This window comes from Haloarchaeobius amylolyticus (assembly GCF_042678045.1).
In the GTDB taxonomy this organism is placed as follows: domain Archaea; phylum Halobacteriota; class Halobacteria; order Halobacteriales; family Natrialbaceae; genus Natrinema; species Natrinema amylolyticus_A.
The window spans coordinates 246974-265133 of record NZ_JBHUDI010000002.1; the positions used below are offsets into that span (position 1 = coordinate 246974).

Consider the following 18160-nt stretch of genomic DNA (forward strand, 5'->3'; position numbering starts at 1 on the left):
GCCCCGTCGATGCGGTATCTGACGCTAACATATTGAGATCGACATGCGTCCCGCCGAAGCGGGAGTGTGACACCACAGACGGTCCGATAACTGCGGTCTCGACGGCGGTCGGGGCTGGACGTGCCCGTCTCGTCTTCCGCCGAGCGATCGCAGGCATCCGGAGCGGTGTGGTGATCACGATCGAGGCACTACCGTGTGGTGGGTATTGCCTACCTGTCCTTTCCATGCCCGACTCAAAACAGTATCGAACGATAATGAGCGAGTATCGGTATCGTGTCTCAAAACGATCGAGGCGCCAGCCATCCGATCCCGGCACAGCCGAGAGCCGAAGGCTTAAACTCCGAACCGTTCGACTTACAGCGTGATGACGCAAGCCACGGCAGTAGTCGTCGATGCAGTCCGAACACCACAGGCGAAAAAGGACGGCGCGCTCGCCGACCTGTACCCCGAAGACCTCGTCACGGCGATCCTCGAGGCGCTCGTCGAGCGTACGGGGGTCCCAGCGACGGCCTGGGAGGACTTTCGGCTTGGCTGTGCAAACCAGGAGAACGAACAGGGACGCAACCTCGCCAGGCAGTCGTTGCTCGCGGGCGGGTTCCCGGAGACGATTCCCGGCTCGACCACCACGCGTCTCTGTGGCTCCTCGCTAAGCACGCTCAACGACGCCGCTCGTGCTATCGAGGCCGGCGACGGTGCCGTCTATCCCGTCGCCGGCGTCGAGCAGATGAGTCGGATTCCCTTCTCGGACTGGCTCCATCCGGCGATCGAAGAGCGCTACGACGCCGACCGACTACCGATGGGACAGACCGCCGAGACCATCGCCCGCAGACACGACGTGAGCCGTACCGACCAGGACGAGTTCGCCCTCCGCTCGCACGAGCGGGCGACCGAAGCAGCCGAGAGCGGCCGATTCGACGACGAAATCGTCCCCGTCGACACCGACGATGGCCTTGTCGAGGCCGACGAGACGCCGCGGCCGAACACGACACTCGAGAAACTGGGCGAGCTCCCGACCGTCTTCCGTGACGACGAGCAGGCGTCGGTCACGCCGGGCAACGCCTCGCCGCTGACCGACGGCGCTGCCGGCCTACTCGTCACGAGCGAGTCCTACGCCGAGGAACACGGGCTCGAGCCGCTTGCCCGAATCAAAACTCGCGCCGTCGTCGGCGTCGATCCGCTCGTCATGGGGAAAGGACCGATCCCCGCGACCCGTGCCGCGCTCGAGGACGCCGACCTCACGATCGACGACATCGACCTCGTCGAACTCAACGAGGCGTTCGCCGCACAGAGCGTCCACTGCGTTCGCGAACTCGGAATTCCCGACGAGAAGGTGAACGTCAACGGCGGCGCGATCGCGCTGGGCCACCCGCTTGGCTGTTCGGGGGCGCGGATCTCGACGACGCTGCTCCACGAGATGGAAAAACAGGACGCGAAATACGGTCTCGCGACGATGTGTGTTGGCTTCGGACAGGGCGTGGCGACGATTTTCGAACGGCCCTGAGTCGTTACCGTTTCGCGTCGGTGAGTTGGGCCTTGAAGCCGTAGCGGATGACGCCTTCTTGTGTGTAGATACGCCGGATCGTCGTTTCGACGTCGTCGCCGACGCCGACGACTTCGTCACCGCCGGTCAGGACCTGCGTCGGCGCGCTGACCGTCTCCGCACCGTCGGGGCCGTCCAGCGCGACCACGGCGCTAACGAACGACCCGCTCTTTGACTGCTGTTCGACGAACTCGGGTGGGGCACCGCCCTGTTCGATCTGGGTCACCGCCTCGACAGTGCCGGTACCCGGCAGTTCGACGGGCTCGTACTCGTCGGGGACCTCGTTACAGTCGTGACAGGCCCCGTCCGGCGGGAAGTTCAGCGCGCCGCAGTTCGGACACCGCCCAGCCACCAGTCGGTGGCGCTGGGGAGTGGTCCGCTGCCACGAGGGGACGCTCACGTACGCGCCGCCACCCTCGGGCTCGTCGCTGGTGATCTCGCCGCGCCGTCGGAGGTACTCGGCGTACGTCAGGTCGGTGTCGCCCTCGAGCGACGTGGCCACGGGGACGGCCCCGTCGACGACGAAGGCGTTCGCGCCCGCACCGCTGCCGTAGGCCGCGATGAGGAGCCGTTCGGCACCGTCGTCGAAGGCCGTCGCAGCACCGAGGAACACGCTCGCCGCACCGGTGTCTCCGAGCGTGCTTACCGTCTCCGCAGCCGAGATGTCTGAAATACTGACGTCTAGCGCGTCAGCCGCTCGATATGGCAGTTTGCCGTCGGGCGACTGGACTGCGGCCGCGTCGACGTCGGTGGCCCCCTCGAGGTCGCTCGTGGCACCGCCGAGCGTCGTCGTGAACGCGTCGCGGTCGTACTGCGTGACGCCCAGCCCGGTCGTCTCGTCGTCGCCGTTCGTCCGGAACCGCGTGCCGGGGTACGGTTCGACGTGGGAGGAACGGTCGACGATCGTTCCGGGTCCGTCGGCTTCGAGGACGAACGCGGCCGCGCCGGCACCGGCGGCGTGTTCGCGTTCGCTGTCGGGTTCGCCGCGCGGACAGTCGCTGGCGATGACGAGCGCGACTTCCTCGCCCCACGGTCCCGCGTCGAGGGCGGCGTCGAGCGCCTGCGCCCCGGCGCGGGTACTGCCCGTCACCGTCCGGGTCGTCACGTCCGCGGGCGCGCCGAGCATGCTCGCCAGCCGCGCGGTAAGGTCCTCCTCGGCCATCGGTGGCGTCGTCGTCCCCAGCGCCAGGTGTGCGACGGCGGATCCGTCCCGGCCGGCAGCGGCGAGTGCCCGCTCGGCCGCTTCGACGGCCATCGTCAGTGCGTCCTCGTCGGCTTCGGGGACTGCCTTCTGCTCGATGCCCGAGGCGTGGAACTGATCCCAGGCGTCGGCGATCTCGTCGGCGTCGATCCGCAAGCGCGGGGCGTAGGCACCGACCGCTGCGATGGAGACGTCGCTCATTGTGCCACCTCCCGTTCGAGAACGTGCACAACGGCTGCACCGCCACTTCCGCCGACGTTGTGTGTCAGCCCGTACTGTGGATCCTCTATCTGCCGATCACCAGCCTTGCCGCTCAGTTGCTTGAACGCCTCGGCGACCTGGCCCGCACCTGTCGCGCCGATGGGGTGGCCTTTGGACTTCAGCCCGCCCGACGCGTTGACCGGAAGCTCGCCGTCCAGTTCCGTGACGCCGTCCTCGAGCAGCCGGTACGCCTCCCCGCGGCCACAAAAGCCCAGGTCCTCGTAGGCGAGCAGTTCCGCGATGGCGAAACAGTCGTGCACCTCGGCGAAGTCGACATCGTCAGGTGAGATTCCCGCATCCTCGTAGGCCTGTTCGCCGGCTTTCTCCGAGGAGGAGATAGCCGTGTACTCGTCACGCTGGAAGAGTCCGACCCGTTCGCTGGCGGCACCGACGCCCGCGACGCGGATCGGATCGTCCGTGTACTCGTCGACGACGTCCTCGCTCGCGATCAACACGGCAGCCGCGCCGTCGGAGGTCGGACAGCAGTGATAGAGGTTCAGCGGATCGGCGACTGTCGGGGCACCGACCGCGTCGTCGAGCGAGCACTCGAAGCCCAGGTGTGCGTTGGGGTTTTTCGCACCGTTAGCGTGGTTTTTGACCGCGACCATCGAGAGGTGCTCCTGTGTCGCCTCGTACGTGTCGAGATACGTACTGGCCATCTGCGCGTAGACGCCAGCGAAGGTCGTCCCTGTCAGGCGCTCCCACTCCGTCTCGCCGCTGACGCCGAGCCAGTATTTCGTCACGTCGCTGCTCATGTCGGTCATGATCTCGACACCGCCGGCCAGCGCCACGTCGGCCATCCCGCTTTTGACCGCCTGAACTGCCTGCCGGACCGAGTAGCCCGACGCCGCACAGGCGTTCTCGATGCGCGAACTCGGGATTCCGTGCAGGCCGGCGTGTTCGGTCGCGGCCGGCCCCGAGAGTCCCAGTTGGCGACCACCGACGCCGAGCGAACCGATGACGGCTTCGTCGACGTCGTCCGTGTCGATTCCGTGTGGTACGCTGTCGGCGGCCTTCTCGAAGGCCGCTGAAAACAGCGAGCGATAACTTTCGTCGGGCATCGTACCGAACGGTGTCTGCCCTGCTCCGATGACGTAGGCATCCCGCATATGCTTCGAGTTGCCGATGTGTGGAGAAATAGCTTTTCCTCCACGCCTGGCCCACTGTGTGCCCGGTCATATTCGTACGTCGAATTTCCTATCCGAATGACCACAAATCATTACTTATGCTTGATGGATCTCACCCGAATGATTTTTGATGGTACTATTCCAATCGGTGCACGACGTATGGTGTATGCACCCGTAGAGACCGAAGACCGCGAAGAACTCCGTGCAATTCAGGAGGAGCGCCTCCGCGAAACAGTCGAACACGCGTACGAAAACGTCCCGTTCTACCGCGAGCGACTCGAGGAAGCCGGCGTCGAACCGAGCGACATCGAGAGCCTCGACGATATCACGAAGCTCCCGATGACGACCAAAGAGGACTTCCGCGACGAGTACCCCGATGGCCTGTTCGCCGTCGACGACGAGGAGATCGCGCGGCTCCACGCATCGTCCGGGACGACTGGCAAGCCAAAAATCGTCTCCTACACCGACGACGACCTCGACGTCTGGAGCGAAGTCGTCGCCCGATCGCTGAAGGCAGGCGGCGTGAATCCGGGCGACACCGTCCAGAACGCTTACGGCTACGGCCTGTTCACGGGCGGCCTCGGCCTCCACTACGGTGTCGAAGAACTCGGCGCGACGGTCATCCCCATCGGGAGTGGCGGCACACAGCGCCAGGTCGAACTGATGACCGACCTCGAGAGTGACGCGCTCTCGTGTACCCCCTCCTACGCGCTGTACCTCGCCGAGACGGCCGAAGAGATGGGCTACGACCCACAGGAGCTCCCGATATCGACGATCATCTTCGGCGCCGAGCCGTGTACCGAACCGATGCGCGAGGAGATCGAGGAGCGCCTCGACGTGAACGGCATCGACATCTACGGCCTCTCGGAGATCATCGGCCCGGGCGTCTCCAACGAGTGCCACGAGGCCCAGGACGGCCTGCACATCTGGGAAGACCACTTCTATCCGGAAGTCGTCGACCCGCAGACGGGCGAGCCCGTCGAAGAGGGCGAAGAAGGCGAACTCGTGTTGACCACGCTCACGAAAGAGGCCCTCCCAGTGCTGCGCTACCGGACCGGCGACCTCACGACGCTGAACTACGACGAGTGTGAGTGTGGCCGCACGATGGTCCGCATGGACAACGTCACCGGCCGTGCGGACGACCTCCTCATCGTCCGTGGTGTCAACCTCTATCCGAGCGAGATCGAACACGTCGTCCTCGAGATCGACGGCGTCGCGCCACACTACCGCATCGATCTCCACAAGGAGGGGACCCTCGACGTCATGGAACTCACCATCGAAAAAGCCGAGGAGTTCGACGGCGACGACGAGGAACTCCGGGACCAAATCATGACGCGCCTGGAGAACGTCCTCCAGTTCACGCCGGACGAACTCGAGCTCGTCGACCACGGCGGCGTCGCCCGCACCGAGGTCGGCAAGGTCCAGCGCGTCTACGACCACCGCGAGTAACGACGGTTTCAGGGACGATAGACGCGTCCGCGGAACGTCGCGATCCGGTTTCCACTCTCGCCTGTTACTATGATTTCGTATTCTGCAGTTCGACCGGAGACGTGTGTCTCCTCGGCCGTGGCCGTGAGCGTTTCGCCGACATCGGCAGCTTCCAGATACGAGATGTTCGCTTCCAGTCCGACGGCGGGCTCGCCGTGGGAGTTCGACGCCGCGGCGAAGGCTGCATCCGCAAGCGAGTAGATGGCAGCCCCGTGTGGGGTGCCATGGAAGTTGAGCAGGTCTTCGGTGATCGTCAGTTCCGTGCGAGCAAATCCTTCCTCTAGCTCGACGATGTCGATACCGAGCGTCTCGCAGTACGGATCGGAGTCGATACGTGACCGTGTCTCATCAGATACGTCCGACATACAGAAAACCTATTCAGACAGCTGACGTAAATACGTACTGGTGAGTAGTAATCTAGATTACGTGTTCTGACGTGAAGCATCAGAACGTAAAATTATTTAACGGCGGTTTGCGAAATCGTGAGTATGGCCTACAGCTACGAGCCACATCACTTCGAAGACTTCGAAGAAGGGCAAGAGTTCATTAGCGTCGGTCGGACCGTCACGGAGTCGGACTTCATGATGCACTCGGCGCTCAGCGGTGACTGGACGGAACTACACACCAACAAGGAGTACGCGGCCGAACAGGACGATTTCGGCGAGCGTATCGCCCACGGGCCCATGACGTTCGTGCAGGCGACCGGATTCGTCTATCGCACCGGTATCGTCGAGCGGACCGCGCTCGCGTTCCTGGGCATGAACTACATGGACCTGCCCAACCCGGTCTTCATCGGCGACACCCTCCAGCTCGAGATGGAGGTCACGAAGACGAAAGAAGTCGGCCGCGACGATGCCGGCCTCGTCGTCCTCGACACGGAGATGGAAAAGCAGGACGGCACCACCGTCCTCGAGGGCGACATGAAGTTCCTCATCAAGAAACAGGACTGAGACCTGGGTTTCGTTTTTTACGTTCCTCTCGGACGGAGACGGCTCTAAGCGTCATACGGACGCCTGACAGTCAGTGCCGGCACGCCCGTGACCCATCGTCTGGGTGTGCCGGGACCCCGTGATGGCGGTCCGTATCAGGGTAACTGTCTCCTGTCACACGACAGTCACAGCGGACCTCGAGCGGAGCGACTGATACTGCCGGACAGAACGACGTGAAGATCGGTCGCTCTGCTACGGCCGTCTCCGGGTGAGACGGCCGCGAATTCGCGACCGACCTCGTATTGACTTCTGTCTGATAGTATGACGCGTGCTCACACGATCGGCAAACGACAGAGAAGGTGTGACAGTATATGGTTCACCGCTCCGTCGGTGTTGGCGCGACCGCGAGCCGTCCTCCGATCGCGGAAACTCGTCCAGTAGGCCGTCAGAATCGGTGAGTAACTCGAACGAAGACCGGAAACGTTCACCGCGTTTCCGTGGGTCGGAAACGCTGTTGACATCACCGACATAAACTGTTAAGGTGAACGGAGCGTTCGTATCGAACGCAATGGAATACTCCGGTCCGACAGACCTGTATATCGATGGCGAGTGGATAGCCGCGAGCAGCGGTGAGACGATCGTAACCGAAGATCCGGCGACCGAAGAACCGTACGCGACGGTCCAGAAGGGAGACGAGGACGACGTCGATATGGCCGTCCAGGCGGCCGCCGAGGCGGTCGACCACGGCTCCGAGTGGCGAACGATGGACCCCGACGAGCGCGGCCAGTACATGCACGCGATGGCCGACGCGATCGAAGAACTGAAAGACGAGATCACGATGGTCGAGTCCCACGACAACGGGAAGACGCCGTTCGAGGCGGGCCTCGAGATCGACCTGGTCGTCGACACCTTCCGGTACTACGCCGGCTGGTCCGACAAGGTCCAGGGCGAACAGATTCCGGTGTCCGACTCCCGTCTCAACTACACCAAGCGCGAACCGGTAGGGGTTACCGCTCACGTCTCTCCGTGGAACTACCCCTTCCAGCTCGCGGGCCGAAGCATCGCGCCGGCGCTGGCGACCGGCAACAGCGTCGTGCTCAAGCCGTCCAGCATGACACCGCTGTCGGCACTCTACTACGCCAAAGCCGCCGAACAGGCAGGTCTCCCCGACGGCGTCGTGAACGTCGTTCCCGGCTCCGGGAGCGGCGCGGGCAGTGCACTGGCCAGCCACGACGACGTCGACCACGTCACGTTCACCGGCAGCACCGGCGTCGGCCAGACGATCCAGAAGGACGCCGCCGACAGCGTCACGGACGTAACGCTCGAGCTCGGCGGGAAGGGCCCAGCCGTCGTCTTCCCCGACGCCGACCTCGGTGCAGCCGCTCGAGGCGTCCAGTACGGCATCTTCATGAACGCCGGCCAGATGTGCTGGGCCAACTCGCGGCTGGTCGTCCACGAGGACGTCGCCGACGAGATGATCGACCGGATGGCCGACATCGCCGAGAACATCACGCTCGGCAGCGGTATCGACGACGACGGCCAGATGGGACCGGTCGTCAGCGAGGACCAGCAACAAGAGATCCTCGACTACATCGAGACCGGCAAAGCGGAAGGCGCAACCGTCGTCGCCGGCGGTGGCGTTCCCGAGGACAAGGACGCCGGTCACTTCGTCGAACCGACCGTCTTCGCGGACGTGACCAACGACATGACCATCGCCCGCGAGGAGATCTTCGGCCCCGTCCTGTCGATCATCGAAGTCGAAGACGAGGACGAAGCCCTCGAGGTCGCCAACGACTCGCCGTACGGGCTGACGTCCTGCGTCTGGACGAACGATCTCAGCCGCGCACACACCATGGCCGACAAACTCGAGTACGGCATGGTCATGGTCAACGACACGCCCAACACCTGGCCGCAGACGCCGTTCGGCGGCACCAAGCTGAGTGGCCACGGTCGCGCGCAGGGCGAGGAAGCGATCGACGCCTACACCGAAGTCAAAAACGTTCACGTCAACCTGGAGTGATGACGGACCGATCGGTCGATCGAGAGTGACGACGTAGCGACCTGTCTATTCGTCGAAACAGCGCGGTCCTGTGACATACCGAGCGCGCCTGTTTCCGACCCCTTCTTGACCGCTCCCGTTTCGGGACGACCCATACCTGTGTTCGGACGGAGTTGCGACGGTGAATAGTGGGAGCTGAGCGACACCATTTGACAGCACGCGGCTGCTCTACCGGTGTGTCGTCACTGATGGGGGAGAGCCAGCAGTCTGCATGACATCGATTCTGGCAGCGAGTCGCTGACGCGGTTGCCCATGTTGGCTCAAGTACGGAAAGAACCATGTCTGAGATACACTACCATGCTGAGGGGTTCGCAGAATTGAACATTAGTGCGACTTTCACTCAGAATGGAAGTCTGGATTGAGCGGACCGAAAAACGGACAGTGTGCTTGCACAACCGCTACACGGCCGTCATGAGATCCGACACTATAGTCACAACTGAAACGATTGACACACCGATCGCACAGCAGTCGTGCGATCGGGTGTGCAGTGACGTTCGGTGGCTACTATAGCAGTCGGGGTGCCGAGTGCGCGCAGGCTACGCGAACTTCTCGAAGGGCTGCTCACAGTCGTTGCAGTAGTGCATCGACCGGCACAGCGACGGCCCTTTCGGGTGGTCGCGCTCGGTGTTTTCCGAGCCGCAGTAGGGGCACTCGGCCTGTTCGAACTTCCCGGACGTATCGACGCTGGGGTCAAGATTGCGCATGGTTAGACACTGAGTCCGAATTCGCGAAGCGATTCTTTGCCCTGTTCGGTGACCATGTCGACGGTCCAGCCGGGCGACCAGACTACGGAGATCTCCGCCGTGTCGATGCCCTCGACGGCGGCTACGGACTGCTTGACCTCGTTGATCAGCATGTCGCGAGCCGGACATCCGGTGTACGTCAGCGTCATGTCGACCTCGGCGACGCCGTCCTCGACGGAGACGCCGTAGATGAGCCCCAGATCGACGATGGAGATCGGCATCTCCGGGTCCTCGACCCCGTAGAGGGCCTGCCAGACGCGGCGTTCGACGCCTTCGGCACCCTTTCCAGTGGCTGGCACCTCGCCCTCGACGGACTCTTTCTCGTCGTATTCGACGTCCTCGTCGTTGTCGTAGCTCGTATAGGCGCAAGCCGTCGCGTCGTCATCACGCTCCGGGCGCTCGTACTCGCTACTCATCGTCGTCCATGATGTGGGTGGCGTAGTCGCGACCGAGTTCGTCGTAGGCTTCCGTCATCTCATCAAGGAGCGATTCCCAGTGTTCGGTGTGGTCGCCGTCCCGCCCGAGGTGCTCGGGGAGTTCGTCCGGCGAAATGTGCACGTCGTACTGGTCGGGGAGGTCCAGGCCTGGCACCTCGATACCGATCGATTCGAGGAAGTCGCTAACGCGGTCGTGCCACGTGTCGCGGAGTTCCACGAGGTCCTCGCCGCGCAGGCCACTCTCGACGATCGTGGCTTCGACGTCCTCATCGGTCGGCTCGAAGAGCGTCAGCGCGTAGGGATACAGCCGGTCAACGGCGTCCTGCACGTTCTCGCGACCCTCATCGTCGGCTGCCAGCCGCTTGAGCCAGTTTGTTGCGTACTCGAGGTGGTAGTCCTCTTCGCCGAGCACCTTGCCGACGCGGTCACGGATGGGTTCGAACGTCGAGTTCTCGAGCGCGTGCAGCTGGAGGTCTTCGGCCACGTCGTACAGGTACGCGCGAACGATTGCGTCAGCCCAGTCACCCTCCGCGAAGGGCTGTTCGACGAGCGTGCTGTGACGGAAGTCGTCGGCGTCGCGCTCCCAGATCAGATCCGTCTCGTCATAGCCGAAGTCCTTGAGCACCTCGTACCAGAGGCGGGCGTGGCCCAGTTCGTCCTGTGCGATGTTGGCCATCGAGATGTCCGACTCGAGCGTCGGCGCGCGGACCTGCCACTCGGTGTAGCGCTCGGCCAGGACGAGCTCGTCGTCGGCGAGTCGGAAGAGGAGGTCCTGCACTGCCTCCTGCTCCTCGTCGTCGAGGTCGTCGGTAGAGGCGAACGTGGCGTCGTCAGCTGCCGCCATTATGCCTCACCTCGCTTGCGCTCTGCTTCGTTGAGCTCTTTCTCGGAGGCTTCGACCTCCTCGGCCGCCGGCTCGACGTTGTACGTCCGGGCGAAACGGTAGGACTTGTTGGTCGTCCCGCCGAACTTCGCGTCCTCGGTGTCGACTTCGCCGATCTCGTCCTGGGGAACGACCCAGAGACTGTTGGTCGGCTTCCGTCGGCCGTGCTGGACCTCGGCGAACAGCAGTGCCATCTCGCGATCAGGTGCGTGAACGTTGCCACAGTGGGTGTGATAGTCACCCGCCTGGTTCTGTCGGAATACTTCCCAAATCATTGTTAGTCAGCCGCCTGTGGTGATTGGCCGCCCGCTGCGAGTGCTTCCTGTTCGTCGAGGGCGTTGCGGACCCACTCGACTGCGTCCTGTGCGTGCTTGCGACCTTCGATCTGGCCGACGCCGGGCTCGTAGTCGTTTTTCGCGATGGTGAAGAACTCGTCCCAGTCGAGGTCGTCCTCGACGACGTCGTACGTGCCGTCGTCGTTCTCACGGATCCGCGGCTCGTCCGGGATCTCGAGGCCGTACTTCTTGGCCTTGGGGAGGTACGTGTTAAGGAACGCGTTCCGGAGCTCGTCGTTGGTCATGACCTTCAGGCCGACGTCCGCGGCGAAGTCGTGGTGGGACGACTGGTCGTCGGTCGGACCGAAGAACTGCAGGATGCGCGGCCACCATTTCTCGAAGGCCTCCTGGGTCATCTCCTGTTCTTTCTTCGAGCCGTTCATCAGCTCGCTGAGGATGCTCTCGCCGTGTTTGACGTGGAAGCCTTCCTCGAAACAGACCTTGTCCATCGCGTGAGCGTAGGGTTCCCAGCTGGACTTCTTGAGCGTCGCCTGCCGGCGCATCGCCGCGCCGTCGACGAAGAACGCGATCATCGGCGTCTCGACCCACGATTCGAGCGGGTAGTGGAAGCAGTTGAGGAACTTGCCTTTGCCTTCGGCCAGATCGTCGAGCATCTCGTCGCGGGTCTTGACCCCGAGCGATTCGGCGGCCCGGTAGAGCAACTGCCCGTGACCGATCTCGTCTTGCACCTTGGCGCTGAAGGCCATCTTCCGCTCCAGGCTCGGTGCCTTGCGGATGAACGGGCGCTCCAGGTACGCGCCCATGATCTCGCTGTTCGCGTGGAATTCGAGCATTCGCGTCGCCGCTTTCCGGTACTCCTCCGGCAGGTCGTCCTTGGGGCTGAACTCCCGCGGACCCGCACGTGCCTTGGTTTGCTCAACGTTCATTGTTCATCATTGACTACGAGCGGTTCGTGCTTACTAATTGTGCAGTCTATATGCGGGGTTTATATACTCGGGCTCCCGAAACGACACGTATGATAGACGAGTGCCTGATGACGGAATTCCGGATCGAAGGCGACGACTGCCCGCTCGCGGACGCGACGCGCCACCTCGAGGAAACCGTCGATGCCGCCCCGCCACTGTTGCGCGACGACGGGAACGTGTTGCTTCGGTTCAGTTCCTCGTGTGGGGAGGAACTGACGACGGAACTCGACAACGACGACCGCGTTCGCTATCTCTACCAGGCGAAGACGGACGGACGGTACAACTATCGTTGTCTGTCGCTTCATCGCTGCGTCGTCCACGAACTCATCAGTACCGGCTTCATGGTCGAGTCACTGACCTACCAGAACGGCAATGCAATTCTGACGGGGGCAGTCGTCGGGAACGACATCCTCAAAGACGTGTTGGAGACTGCGGGACAGACCGTCGGGATACAACTCAAGCGGGTGTACTCGATGCGACCCGAAAACGACGACGCAGTCGACAAGCAGTGGGACATCACCCCCGCACAGGAAGAGAGCCTCCGGTATGCGCTGCAGCTGGGATACTTTCAGGTTCCCCGGCAGGCAACTGCGACGGAAGTCGCGGATGCACTCGGCATTAGCAAAACGGCCTTCCTCGAACGGCTTCGTCGGGCACAGGAGGCACTGTTCTCGGAGCTGTTCTCCGACGTCGACCAGCAGGCCAGCAACGACACTTAATTGTCGTCGGGTCCGGGACGTACTGGTATATGCGAATCGACGACGGGTCCATCCGACGGATCACCTTCGACCGACCTGACGTATACAACGCTATGACCGCAGCGGTCGCCCGCGACCTCGCGGACGCGCTGACCGAACTCGACTCGAGCGACCACGACGCCGTCGTCATCACCGGCGACGGCGACGCCTTCAGCGCCGGGGGCGACATCGAGGCGATGGCTGAACGGGACGAATCAGCATCTGAGGCGTACGAGCGCGTGCGCACGACACTCGGGCGCGTCGCCGAAGCGGTACTGACGGCACCCGTCCCGGTGGTCGCGAAGGTCAACGGCGACGCCGTCGGCGCCGGCATGGCACTCGCTGCGGCCGCGGATTTCGCCTATGCTGCCGAGTCCGCTCGTTTCGGCGCCTCCTTCATCAACGTCGGGCTCGTTCCCGACCTCGGCGGCACCGCAATTCTCCCGCGGCTCATCGGGCTCCGCAAGACGAAGGAACTCGCGTTCACCGGCAAACTCATCTCGGCCACGGAGGCGGCCGACCTCGAGATCGTCAACGAAGCAGTCCCGGACGACCAGCTCGACGACCGGGTCGACGAGCTCCTCGAGACGCTCGCCGACCAGCCCACGGAGTCCATTGGCCTGGCCAAACGTGCGATTCACGGGAATCTGGGCGTATCGTTACAAGAAGGGCTCGAGCGTGAGGCACACTTCCAGACGCTCGCCTACGATACGGACGCCCACGCCGAGGGTGTCGACGCCTTCCTCAACGACCGGACGCCGGAGTTCTAGTGGAACCTGACGCCGACGTCGTGGAGGTCGTCGTTGTATCGCGCGATGTTGATCACGAGTGGCGTGACGCTCTCGACTTCGGCCGCGTTCGCGAGCGGGCCGGCACTGAGTGCTCGAATCCCCTCGAGTTCGTTCGCTAACTCGAGAACGGTCTCGCGAACGGCCTCGTCGTCGGCGACGACGAGCGTGTCCAGATCGAGGTCAGTGTCTAAATCGGCCAGTCGGTCGGCAGCGAGGTTGTGGAACGCGCCGGCGACCGACACCTCCTCGGGTGCTCGTGCGGCGACGAGTTCGGAGACACTTCCGATAGACGGCGGCCGGTAGTGGAGGCCATCACCGTCGCCCTGCATCCCGACTGCGGGGCTGACGAGCACCTGATCGGACAGAACATCGGCGTCCGCGAGGGCTTCGACAGTGTCGCCGACGTGGTGGGGCGGAATCGCGAGTATGACCACGTCCGCGTCGGCTGCTGCCGCCGCGTTGGCCGCACCTGCGATGTCACGGTCGATGCCGCGCTCTGCCAATCGTGATTCGTACGCACTCGCCCGCTCGACAGCCTTTGCCTCGTCTCGGGAACCGATCGTGATCGGATGTGTGGTGTCCGCCGCGAACCGTACGGCCAGTCCTTCACCGATATCACCAGTCCCGCCAAGGATTGCGATCTGCATGTCCGCCCCAAGTACCTAGGTAAGTAAAAACATACCTATTTCCATGTGTGTTGCTCACACCCGACTCTCGGTGTCGAGAGATGGTCGTGTTCGTCGATCTCACCTCGGACGGTGATCGACGGTGTGCGTGGCTCGAGGCGCGACTCGCTCGAACGCTCCTACAGCGACCACCGCGAGGGACCACTATCGGATCGGACGGGTGCAATCCATAGGGTTTTGGTCGTCGAGTGAAACCTCTCAGCTATGGCACTCGACCTGCCCGGTATCGACAGCCAGCGGCTCATCGACACGCACGCCCACCAGCCCACGAGCGAGTTCTTACACGACGCAGGCGGTGAGATGATGGAAGACGCCGCGAACAAGTTCGGAACCGACCTCGAGACCTGGGATTACGAGGCGATGCTCGAGGAGTACGAAGAAGTCGGAATCGGTCGCTCCATTCTCCTGGGATGGGACGCCGAGACCAACACCGGGAGCCCGCCAGTTCCGAACGACTACGTGGCCGAGATTCGCGACGAGTACCCCGAGTTCTTCGTCGGGTTCGGGAGCGTCGATCCGTTGAAAGACGACTGTGTCGAGGAAGCGATTCGGTGCGTCGAAGACCTGGATCTCGACGGGTTCAAGTTCCAACAGATCGCCCAGGGGTTCGACCCGTCCGCGGACCGGCACACGCACCTCTGGAACACCATCGAGGATCTTGGCGTCCCGGTCATCTTCCACGGCGGCAACTCGACGCTCGGTGCCGGCAGTCCCGGCGGTCGCGGCTTGCGAATCGAATACGGTGATCCGATACTCGTCGACAGGGTGGCCGCCGAGCACCCCGACCTCCAGATCCTGCTCGCACACCCCGCCTTCCCCTGGGAGAAAGAACAGCTCGCCGTCTGCCAGCAGAAGGGCAACGTCTACATGGACCTCTCCGGGTGGATCCCGAAGTACATCGACGATCAGGTCCTCCACTACGCCGGGTCTGTCCTCCAGGACAAGGTGATGTTCGGCACCGACTACCCGATGATTCACCCCGAGGACTGGCTCGAATCGTTCGAGAAGCACACCGACTTCGACGAATCCGTCCAGCGAAAGATCCTCTACGAGAACGCCGAGGAGTTCCTCGGGCTGTCGTAGTCCGTCTCGCTTGGCCAGCTGATAATCGACGGAGTGACTGCGAAATCGATACCCACTCTCCTACCGAATCGTCTTTTCTGCTTCGTCAAACAAGCCGTCCCAATGGTACCACCAGTTATCTTGCCGATTTATCTATTTCATATACAGATGTGTTTTCTGAGGTATTTGGTGGAGATACTCTCGAGAAACCAGTAAATGACTGGAGAGATATAAGTACGAGCTCCAGCCATCCGAGAGAGTCATGAAATCGATTGAGCTCAAGAAAACAGTGATCAAGCGGGCAGATGGCTAGTGACTTCCGTTGCGGCCGAGCCTGAGACGAACAGTCTGGGAATGTACGGCTGTTTTCGTCGACGATAGCTGCGTTTACGGGACTTTTTTGCAAGAACGAAGCTATTTCCGCGACGCTAACTGCCAATTTGGCTGATGTATTGTCTGGAACTCCCCGAATACATAGATTAATATATAAATAAACATACCCCTCGTTTCTAGATTACTTTTGGCACGCAAAGCCGTCGACCGTAGCATCGTCGCTCGACGCTTTGCCAGTGGCACGATAGCATTAACTTCGCTGTCATGTGGTCCGCTTTTTCTCGCTGGTCCGCGAACAGTATCTCATGTGCATCGTTTCGCCATCCGGGTACGCTGCGTTCGACGCCGCTGTTCGCATTGCGGGTGAGACCGGTGACTGAATCCGGCGCCTACCCACCGATCGAAGCCTACGGCATCGTCGGCAACCGCGAGACATGTGCGCTCGTCGCGCCGGACGGATCGATCGACTGGTTCCCCTTCCCACATCTCGAGTCACCGAGCATCCTCGCAGCGATCCTCGACGCCGAGCGCGGCGGTCGGTTCCGGATCTCCCCTGCCGATTCTTTCGAGACGGATCGGCGCTACGTCGGGGACACGAACGTCCTCGAAACGACCTTTCGCACCGACGATGGGACGGCGACGGTGACGGACTTCCTGCCGCCGGCCGGGCGGACAGCCCACCCGAAAAAAGTCCTCTACCGCAAACTCACCTGTTCGGACGGGACCGTCGCGCTCGAGCTCGAACTCGACCCGCAGTTCGATTACGGCCGCGCGGAGACGACGATCGAACCGGTCGAGAGCGGCGTCCTCGCTGCCGGCGCGGAAGAGCAGGCGCTGCTCGAGAGCCCGATCGACCTCGAGATCGACGACGGCCAAGTCACCGGTACGCTCTCGCTCGAGGCTGGCGACACGGAGTGGCTCCTGCTTCGGTGTACGGGTGCCGAGGACGCGAAGACGGACCCGGACGCTGCACTGGACGAGACGATCGCGTACTGGACGGACTGGGCCCACAGTTGTGCTCCCGAGGACGACTGCGTGTTCGAGGGACCGTGGCACGACCAGGTCGTCCGCTCGGAACTCGTCCTCAAGCTCCTCACACACGCCGAATCGGGGGCGATCGCGGCGGCGCCGACCACCTCATTGCCCGAAGACATCGGCGGCGTTCGGAACTGGGACTATCGGTTCAACTGGCTGCGTGACGCCGGGTTCACCATCCAGGCCCTGATGAACCTCGGCACTGCCGACGAGGCAGCGGAGTACTTCGACTGGTTCATGGATCTCTGTCAGGCAGACGAGCCGGACGCGATCCAGCCACTGTACGGCCTGCACGGCGACCCCGATCTCGAGGAGCGGGAACTGGATCATCTCGAGGGGTATCGGGGCTCGCGCCCGGTCCGGATCGGAAACAAAGCGGCACAGCAGCGACAGCTCGATATCTACGGGGAACTCCTGCTGGCCGTCGACGAAATCCGCCACCACGGGCGGGAACTGGACGACGAGGAGTGGGATCGAATCCGTGACATCGTCGACTACGTCCGCGACATCTGGGACGAGCCCGACGCGGGCATCTGGGAGGTTCGTGGCGGACCCGAGCACTTCGTCTATTCGAAAGTGATGTGTTGGGTCGCCCTCGACCGTGCGATCGCGATCGCAGTCGACGGGACCCACGACGCCCCACTCGAGACGTGGCGAGCGGCCCGCGAGACGATCCGGAGGGATATTCTCGAGAACGGGTACGACGCGGACGTCGGCGCGTTCACACAATCGTACGGAACCGACGCGCTCGACGCGACGGGGCTGTTGCTCCCGATCGTCGGCTTCCTGCCGTTCGACGACGATCGAATTCGGGGAACGATCGACGCGATCGAGGCCGAGTTGGGTCGAGACGACGTTTTCGTCCAGCGGTACGACGGCGACGATGGACTCCCCGGAGAGGAGGGTGCGTTCGTCCTCTGTTCGTGCTGGCTGATCGATGCACTCGCCCTCTCCGGTCGCACCGAGGCAGCGCAGTCTCGATTCGAGTCACTGTGTTCGTACCTGAGTCCACTTGGCCTCATCGCAGAGGAAGTCGATCCGGAAACGGGTGCCCACCTCGGAAACTATCCACAGGCGTTCAGCCACATCGGGATCATCAACAGCGCCCTCTATCTCGGCTCGCTCCGCGGACACGAGACACCTGGTCCGGCACCGATGGGAATTCGACTCGGCGACCCGGTTGGGCTTTTCGAAGAGCAGTAACGGACCGACGCTCGATGGCGTTCAGCATTTTCGAGGTGGAGCCTCCGGCCTCAAGGAGTGAACAGAGTGAGCGAGTAGGCCGGAGAGGAAACCGCCAGGGGACGACACAACCGGTATACTGTGACCACCCGACTCCCGAATACTTAAGAACCGTCAGCATTACATCTGAAATATGGAGGTCCGACGTACCGCGCCCGTCAAACTCGTCGTTCCCGACAAGCGGCGCAACGACCTCCACGAAACCGCCCGGCAGTTCCTTCACTGCGCCAATCGTGCCGCTGAGTTCTGTTGGTCCGACAACTCCTACACTGAGTGCGTCACAGCCAATACCACCGCACGAGACGCGCTTTACGACGACCTCCGCGAGGAAACAAATCTTACCGC

Annotated in this window: 17 protein-coding genes and 1 pseudogene; 9 read left to right on the top strand and 9 right to left on the bottom strand. The window is 62.8% G+C overall.

From position 1 onward, the window contains the following. Positions 1 to 364: 364 nt before the first annotated feature. Positions 365 to 1501: a thiolase family protein gene (locus ACFR99_RS03800; protein ID WP_390284534.1), complete on the top strand. Its 1137-nt coding sequence runs from the start codon at positions 365 to 367 to the stop codon at positions 1499 to 1501. Positions 1502 to 1505: 4 nt separating this feature from the next. On the opposite strand, the gene ACFR99_RS03805 is transcribed toward ACFR99_RS03800, so the two are convergent. Continuing rightward, positions 1506 to 2942 (bottom strand): zinc ribbon domain-containing protein, encoded by a 1437-nt coding sequence (locus tag ACFR99_RS03805; RefSeq protein ID WP_390284536.1) that lies wholly within the window; start codon positions 2940 to 2942, stop codon positions 1506 to 1508. Further along, positions 2939 to 4111 (bottom strand): thiolase domain-containing protein, encoded by a 1173-nt coding sequence (locus ACFR99_RS03810; RefSeq protein ID WP_390284538.1) that lies wholly within the window; start codon positions 4109 to 4111, stop codon positions 2939 to 2941. The genes ACFR99_RS03805 and ACFR99_RS03810 overlap by 4 nt, the downstream gene beginning before the upstream one ends. Positions 4112 to 4288: 177 nt before the next feature. Here ACFR99_RS03810 and paaK point away from each other — a divergent pair, with 177 nt between their 5' ends. Continuing rightward, positions 4289 to 5578, top strand: a complete 1290-nt coding sequence (gene paaK / locus ACFR99_RS03815; RefSeq protein WP_390284540.1) for a phenylacetate--CoA ligase PaaK — start codon at positions 4289 to 4291, stop codon at positions 5576 to 5578. Positions 5579 to 5586: 8 nt separating this feature from the next. Here the strand turns inward: paaK and paaI are convergent, their stop codons facing one another. After that, entirely contained in the window at positions 5587 to 5982 is a 396-nt protein-coding gene (paaI, locus tag ACFR99_RS03820) for a hydroxyphenylacetyl-CoA thioesterase PaaI (protein WP_390284542.1), read from the bottom strand. A 123-nt stretch (positions 5983 to 6105) separates the two neighbouring features. Here paaI and ACFR99_RS03825 point away from each other — a divergent pair, with 123 nt between their 5' ends. Both ACFR99_RS03825 and ACFR99_RS03830 read left to right on the top strand, forming a co-directional pair. Continuing rightward, positions 6106 to 6567 (top strand): MaoC family dehydratase, encoded by a 462-nt coding sequence (locus ACFR99_RS03825; protein ID WP_390284544.1) that lies wholly within the window; start codon positions 6106 to 6108, stop codon positions 6565 to 6567. A 547-nt stretch (positions 6568 to 7114) separates the two neighbouring features. After that, complete coding sequence (locus tag ACFR99_RS03830; RefSeq protein WP_390284546.1) at positions 7115 to 8566, top strand: aldehyde dehydrogenase family protein; 1452 nt, start codon at positions 7115 to 7117, stop codon at positions 8564 to 8566. A gap of 575 nt (positions 8567 to 9141) precedes the next feature. Here the strand turns inward: ACFR99_RS03830 and paaE are convergent. The 5 genes from paaE to paaA are packed head-to-tail and all read right to left on the bottom strand — an operon-like array spanning position 9142 to position 11890. After that, the gene (gene paaE / locus ACFR99_RS03835; protein ID WP_254532632.1) at positions 9142 to 9309 is read right to left on the bottom strand and encodes a 1,2-phenylacetyl-CoA epoxidase subunit PaaE; all 168 of its coding nucleotides are present in this window, start codon (positions 9307 to 9309) and stop codon (positions 9142 to 9144) included. 2 nt (positions 9310 to 9311) lie between these two features. Then, complete coding sequence (paaD, locus tag ACFR99_RS03840) at positions 9312 to 9764, bottom strand: 1,2-phenylacetyl-CoA epoxidase subunit PaaD (protein WP_390284548.1); 453 nt, start codon at positions 9762 to 9764, stop codon at positions 9312 to 9314. Beyond that, complete coding sequence (gene paaC / locus ACFR99_RS03845; protein WP_390284550.1) at positions 9757 to 10629, bottom strand: 1,2-phenylacetyl-CoA epoxidase subunit PaaC; 873 nt, start codon at positions 10627 to 10629, stop codon at positions 9757 to 9759. The genes paaD and paaC overlap by 8 nt, the downstream gene beginning before the upstream one ends. Further along, the gene (gene paaB / locus ACFR99_RS03850) at positions 10629 to 10943 is read right to left on the bottom strand and encodes a 1,2-phenylacetyl-CoA epoxidase subunit PaaB (RefSeq protein ID WP_390284552.1); all 315 of its coding nucleotides are present in this window, start codon (positions 10941 to 10943) and stop codon (positions 10629 to 10631) included. The genes paaC and paaB overlap by 1 nt, the downstream gene beginning before the upstream one ends. A gap of 2 nt (positions 10944 to 10945) precedes the next feature. Continuing rightward, a complete protein-coding gene (gene paaA, locus ACFR99_RS03855) occupies positions 10946 to 11890 on the bottom strand; it encodes a 1,2-phenylacetyl-CoA epoxidase subunit PaaA (protein ID WP_390284554.1) in 945 nt (314 codons plus the stop codon). Between the two features lie 89 nt (positions 11891 to 11979). Between paaA and ACFR99_RS03860 the strand changes: the two genes are divergently transcribed. Continuing rightward, on the top strand, positions 11980 to 12648 hold the full coding sequence (locus ACFR99_RS03860) for a helix-turn-helix domain-containing protein (protein ID WP_390284556.1): 669 nt from the start codon (positions 11980 to 11982) through the stop codon (positions 12646 to 12648). Between the two features lie 29 nt (positions 12649 to 12677). Beyond that, positions 12678 to 13436, top strand: a complete 759-nt coding sequence (locus ACFR99_RS03865; protein WP_390284558.1) for an enoyl-CoA hydratase/isomerase family protein — start codon at positions 12678 to 12680, stop codon at positions 13434 to 13436. On the opposite strand, the gene npdG is transcribed toward ACFR99_RS03865, so the two are convergent. Next, on the bottom strand, positions 13433 to 14104 hold the full coding sequence (npdG, locus tag ACFR99_RS03870) for an NADPH-dependent F420 reductase (RefSeq protein WP_390284559.1): 672 nt from the start codon (positions 14102 to 14104) through the stop codon (positions 13433 to 13435). The genes ACFR99_RS03865 and npdG overlap by 4 nt on opposite strands. A 243-nt stretch (positions 14105 to 14347) precedes the next feature. Here npdG and ACFR99_RS03875 point away from each other — a divergent pair, with 243 nt between their 5' ends. The 3 genes and pseudogenes from ACFR99_RS03875 to ACFR99_RS03885 form a co-directional block, all read left to right on the top strand. Beyond that, entirely contained in the window at positions 14348 to 15226 is an 879-nt protein-coding gene (locus tag ACFR99_RS03875) for an amidohydrolase family protein (RefSeq protein WP_390284561.1), read from the top strand. 684 nt (positions 15227 to 15910) lie between these two features. After that, positions 15911 to 17776, top strand: a complete 1866-nt coding sequence (locus ACFR99_RS03880; protein WP_390284563.1) for a glycoside hydrolase family 15 protein — start codon at positions 15911 to 15913, stop codon at positions 17774 to 17776. A 172-nt stretch (positions 17777 to 17948) separates the two neighbouring features. Further along, positions 17949 to 18160: pseudogene (locus ACFR99_RS03885) on the top strand (RNA-guided endonuclease TnpB family protein); the annotation flags it as partial.